Origin of the sequence: Streptomyces sp. NPDC004609, from assembly GCF_042873655.1 — a bacterium.
Classification (GTDB): domain Bacteria; phylum Actinomycetota; class Actinomycetes; order Streptomycetales; family Streptomycetaceae; genus Streptomyces.
In genome coordinates this window covers 1-3,891 of the sequence record NZ_JBIALS010000003.1, presented here as the reverse complement: position 1 = coordinate 3,891, position 3,891 = coordinate 1, and the positions used below count along the sequence as shown (strand labels likewise).

3 protein-coding genes and 1 rRNA gene are annotated in these 3,891 nt (G+C 68.3%); 3 read left to right on the top strand and 1 reads right to left on the bottom strand.

Going from position 1 to position 3,891, the window contains the following annotated elements; all coding sequences use genetic code 11:
- Positions 1 to 242 precede the first annotated feature (242 nt).
- A complete protein-coding gene (locus ACFYT4_RS03380) occupies positions 243 to 857 on the top strand; it encodes a hypothetical protein (RefSeq protein ID WP_389264793.1) in 615 nt (204 codons plus the stop codon).
- 150 nt (positions 858 to 1,007) lie between these two features.
- On the opposite strand, the gene ACFYT4_RS03375 is transcribed toward ACFYT4_RS03380, so the two are convergent.
- Positions 1,008 to 2,078: an RDD family protein gene (locus tag ACFYT4_RS03375; RefSeq protein WP_389264791.1), complete on the bottom strand. Its 1,071-nt coding sequence runs from the start codon at positions 2,076 to 2,078 to the stop codon at positions 1,008 to 1,010.
- Positions 2,079 to 2,196: 118 nt separating this feature from the next.
- Between ACFYT4_RS03375 and ACFYT4_RS03370 the strand changes: the two genes are divergently transcribed.
- Both ACFYT4_RS03370 and ACFYT4_RS03365 read left to right on the top strand, forming a co-directional pair.
- The gene (locus tag ACFYT4_RS03370) at positions 2,197 to 3,204 is read left to right on the top strand and encodes a stage II sporulation protein M (RefSeq protein WP_389265271.1); all 1,008 of its coding nucleotides are present in this window, start codon (positions 2,197 to 2,199) and stop codon (positions 3,202 to 3,204) included.
- Positions 3,205 to 3,799: 595 nt separating this feature from the next.
- Positions 3,800 to 3,891 (top strand): 16S ribosomal RNA (locus tag ACFYT4_RS03365); the annotation flags it as partial.

Here is a 3,891-nt window from a genome sequence, read left to right as displayed (position 1 = left end):
GGTAGCGCATGGTCCTCATGAGGGGAGCGGCCACAAGGCCGCAGCTCCTTCGGCCGCACCCTCCGGAAGCACTCGGCAGGCCCCCGCACCCCCGTGTCGGGGGCCTGTCCGTACCTCCCCATACGCTTCGGTCCGCCTCCGCGTTCACCAGGTCCGGCGTGGCCCGGCGGATTCCGCGGGAGCCGTCACCGCGTCCGGTGCCCCATCCGCCTCAGCCCACCGCACAAGGATCCCGACGCCTCATGCCCCGCGGCCGATATTCGCTCCACGATCCACACGATCACACCCCCCTCGGTGAAGAACACTTCCAGTGCGCGCCCGGCCCCTCCGGCTGGCGCTATGTCTCGCAGATCACCACCTCTTCCGGCGACCACGCCGGCTCCGTCGATCTGACCATCGACGACCTCGGCCGCCCCCTCCGTCTCGAACTGCATGCCGCGAGCTGGCAGGTCCGAGGCGCCGCCCTCGACGGCGTCACCTGGGTCCGCACCGACCCCACCGGTGCTCAGGCCACCGAAGGCAATGTCCGCGCCCATGCCTTCACCGGCACATCCCCGGCGTTCCTCATCGCGACAGCACGCCTGCTGCGCCTCACCCCCGATTCCCCCGCGACACGCGTCCGCCTCGTCGCGTTCACGGATCCTGTCCTCGCCCCCCGGACTATCGACCAGTCCTGGGCCCTGATGAACAGTGAAGCGCACACCACTGACAACGCCCCCCTGACCGTGGACGAATACCAGGTCAGCGCCCTGGACACGGGGGAGCAGCACACCGTGCACATCGCTGGTGACGTGGTCCTCGCGGCACCCGGCATCGAGCTCGAACACCTCGACACCCCGCCCTCGGTGTTCCCCTGAGTTCCTTGACGAGTGACGAGCGCGTTCCCCTGACGAGCACTCCGCCCATGCCGGCCCCTCACCCACCGCTCCGGGCGTACGCACCTGCTGGCCGTCTGCCGCGCACCCGCATCCCGGGCGCCGTTCCGCGCGGATGCAGCAGACGTCTCGTCAAGCAGGTGGCGCGAAACCTGTCGCGGGACCCGACCGCCCCGCCCCGTCCGAGTTCTCGCCCTGCGGCGCCGGCTGCACGGCCGGCGCCCGCGTCGGCCCCTCTGCCGCTCCTTGGCCCTCCGCTGCCCCCCGGCCCACCGCTACCGGCGGGCTTCCCTCAAGACCCCAGCCCACCCCGCCAGCACCAGCAGCTTCCCCCCGCGCACCGGCGCCACCAACCGCACTCCCGTAACCACCGGGCCGCCCGCCCGCACTGCTGTACACACCGGCCACACTGCCCGGCGCAGCCTGCACGCCACCCTGCCCGGCCCCCGCACCGGGATGCGTTCCGAACGCCCGACGCGCGTCCCGCGCCTGCCGCTCACTCACCACTGCGGCCAGAAACGCCGCGGGGGGCACACCCGCCGGCGCCGGAGCCCCCGTGCGCCCCGCCAGCTCATCGGCCAGCCGCCCCGCCATCAGCGCGCTTACACCGGGATCCAGCTGCGTCATCCGCGTCAGGTACTGGCGTATCGCAAGCCACAGATCGTCCGGAACTCCGGAAAGATCCAGCTCCGCGAACCGACCCACGAGCCACGGCGGCGGTGGCGGCACGGCCTCGCGCGCGGTAGGCACCCGCTCCCGTACGACCAGCGTCCCCGCGAACACATCGCCGATCCGCCGCCCCCGGGCCGAGACCAGTGAGGCGATGCAGGCGACGACCCCGAACGTCATCAGGATCTCCACCACCCCCATCGCCCCACGGACCAGCGCGTGCCGGAAGCGGATGGGCCCCCCGTCGTCGCGTACCACCCGCAGTCCGCAGGCCAGTTTTCCGAGCGAACGCCCACGGCTGAGGGTTTCCACGGCTATCGGCGCCCCCACCAGGACCAGCAGCGACGTCGCGATCGACAACGCCATGATCGCCGCGTCGTCCAGCGAGGCGGTCGCCAGAGCGAGCACCACAGAAATAAGGACGTACGCGGCCACCACGACCACCAGGTCGATCGCCACGGCGAGTGCACGACTCGGCAGTTTCGCCGGCTGCAGCCCCAGCACGACCGCGTCCCCCGTCACCAGCGCACTCATCGTTGCCGCCCTTCACGTCGCCCTTCTCCACCCCGTGCGCACTCAGTCTGCCAAGCTGGCTCGCAGCGCGCCGCAGTAGTACGAACGTACGCACCCAGTGCCTGGAGCAGCAGACGACATGGACCTCGATGTCTTCGTGACCGCCCACCATGCCGAGTGGGACCGCCTGGACCAGCTCCTGCGCCGGGGGCGCCGCCTCACCGGAGCCGAGGCCGACGAACTCGTCGCCCTCTACCAGCGCACGTCCACCCACCTCTCCCTGATCCAGTCGAGCGCCCCGGACCCGGTCCTGACCGGCAGGCTCACCCAGCTCGTCGCACGGGCCCGCTCCACGGTCACGGGCACCCGCCGGGCCACCTGGCGCGACGCGGTCCGATTCTTCACCGAGGGCTTCCCGGCCGCGGTCTACCGGTCGCGTCACTGGTGGGTACCGACGGCCGTCCTCTCCACTCTCGTCGCAGTCGTCATCGGCTGGTGGATCGGCGCGAACCCCGAGGTCCAGTCGGCCATCGCCGCCCCCTCCGAACTGCGTGAGCTGACCCGCCCCGGCGGCCAGTACGAGACGTACTACTCCAGCAACCCCGCGGCTTCCTTCGCGGCCCAGGTCTGGACGAACAACGCCCAGGCAGTTGCCCTATGCCTCACTCTGGGCGCCTTTCTGTGCCTGCCGGTGATCTGGGTCCTTCTCCTCAACATGTTCAATCTCGGCGTGGGCATCGGGCTCATGTCCTCCGCCGGCCGTCTGGACGTGTTCCTCGGCCTGGTCCTCCCGCACGGTCTCCTTGAATTGACCGCCGTCTTCGTCGCCGCCGGCACAGGCCTCCGTCTCGGCTGGACACTCATCGACCCCGGCCCCCTCTCCCGCCGCACGGCCCTCGCCCAGCAGGGGCGCGCAGCCCTCGGCATGGCCATCGGACTGGCGCTGGTCCTCTTCGTCTCCGGCATCATCGAAGGCTTCGTCACCCCCTCTGGCCTGCCCACCTGGGCCCGTATCACCATCGGCATCGCCGCTGAGGTGGCGTTCCTTGTGTACGTATACGTCCTGGGCGGCCGAGCGGCCCGGACCGGCCACACCGGCGACCTGGACGAAGCCGAGCGCAGCGCACAGCTTCCGGCCGCAGCCTGATGTGCGTCCGATGCCTCTGACCTGCTACTGTCCTCTTCTGCCCACCAAACCGTTGACACGGCTGACGTGGGGAGGTAGATTTTAACGGTTGCCTCGGACTGGACATGATCGAGTGCAACCGGTAGCGTCTCTCTCGCTCTCGACGGGAATGACATTTCCTGCGGAGCCAAATCGACCTCTTATTCAGATCGCGAAGGCTGATTCGCTCAGCCAATAAGCTTCTGATAAAGTCGGCACCGCCGAAAGGCAAATGGCTTCTCCAATCAGTCGCCCGATTGAATTCCCGGTCCGGAAACGGAATGGGGAAAAGGTCTGGTAAGGTTGGAAACGCAAGACCGAAGGGAAATGCCCGGAGGGCCTGATGAGGGTCTGATGGAAGCGTCCGTTCCTTGAGAACTCAACAGCGTGCCAAAAGTCAACGCCAGATATGTTGATACCCCGTCCCCTCTCTGGGGGGATGTGGTTCCTTTGAAAGTCCTGTGCGCCCCTCGTTTTGTGTGGGTGTGCAGGCATGACAGCGAGGATGCTGTGAACGGTCGGGTTATTCCTCCGGCTGTTCCGCTCTCGTGTTGTTTGGCCCGATTACGGGTTGGCATTCACGGAGAGTTTGATCCTGGCTCAGGACGAACGCTGGCGGCGTGCTTAACACATGCAAGTCGAACGATGAACCTGCTTCGGTGGGGGATT